The organism is Bacillus cereus group sp. MYBK14-1, assembly GCF_051916885.1.
Lineage (GTDB): Bacteria > Bacillota > Bacilli > Bacillales > Bacillaceae_G > Bacillus_A > Bacillus_A cereus.
Map to the genome: position 1 here is coordinate 1 of NZ_JBQAHM010000053.1, position 1,008 is coordinate 1,008.

Here is a 1,008-nt window from a genome sequence, read left to right on the forward strand (position 1 = left end):
TATCAGAGGCAAAATAAAAAGGAAAACCTTTTGGCTACGCCAAACCGAAATTCATCTCCCACCTACCGTTGGGCTACGCCCTTCACACGCTTGAGGAAGGAGAATTCTTTCAGGAAATTCGTTAAAATTATTTCTCTAACACCCGATATTAATCTGCAATTCTTGTTACGACTATAGACGAATTTCCATAAGTAGAAATTTCACCTTGTGCAAAATCAATTATAATACTTAATGAATCATTTGCATTTAATCTAATTATTATTGTTTTTCCAATGGTATATGCATTCGTAACGGATACAGGGACATCTGCACTTATAGATGTTGTGCCTTCAAATTCACTTTCTTGAACAGGTGTAAGGTCATTAATATATAACCTGAATCTTAAGATAGTATCTACAGGCGTTAAATCGCGATTAAAGAGCCTTGCTGTTAAATTCATACTAATTTCATATATTCCATCATTCAATACTTGAATACTATTATTTAATAAATCAAGATTCGTTCCTAAAGATGGACCAAGATCCTGGAAAACTACTTTTTGGCCCACATTCGCTGTACGAAGTATAGTAGATCTATCATACAAGGCTCCATAAGCTATAATACTTCCGCCTGTTACACCAGTAGGTCCTGTAGGGCCAGTTATACCAATTCCAGTTTCCCCTGTTATACCTGTAGGTCCTGTCGCTCCCGTTGGGCCAGTGAATCCTGTAATCCCAGTTGGGCCTGTAGGTCCTGTCGCTCCAGTCAGGCCAGTGAATCCTGTGATCCCAGTCGGACCTGTAGGCCCTGTCGCTCCAGTGGGTAAAGTAAATGGAGGAATAGGTGGCAATGTCGGACCAAGTAAATTCGGATCAAACGCTGATCCACTCAAAAACTCATTTTTTTCATTCATGTACACACCTCCTCGTATGATTAAGTTAGGTTTTTTAGGGACGGGATGTACCTATAAACCCAAGAGTATCTATTTTTATGAGATACTTAAATTTGTAGATAGAGTGTTGCCGACCA

Annotated in this window: 1 protein-coding gene; it reads right to left on the reverse strand. The window is 39.2% G+C overall.

Annotated elements, in window-relative coordinates; translation table 11 throughout:
• Positions 1-148 precede the first annotated feature (148 nt).
• Complete coding sequence (locus tag ACTFR3_RS30490; RefSeq protein WP_440045177.1) at positions 149-892, reverse strand: exosporium leader peptide-containing protein; 744 nt, start codon at positions 890-892, stop codon at positions 149-151.
• Between the last annotated feature and the right edge of the window lie 116 nt (positions 893-1,008).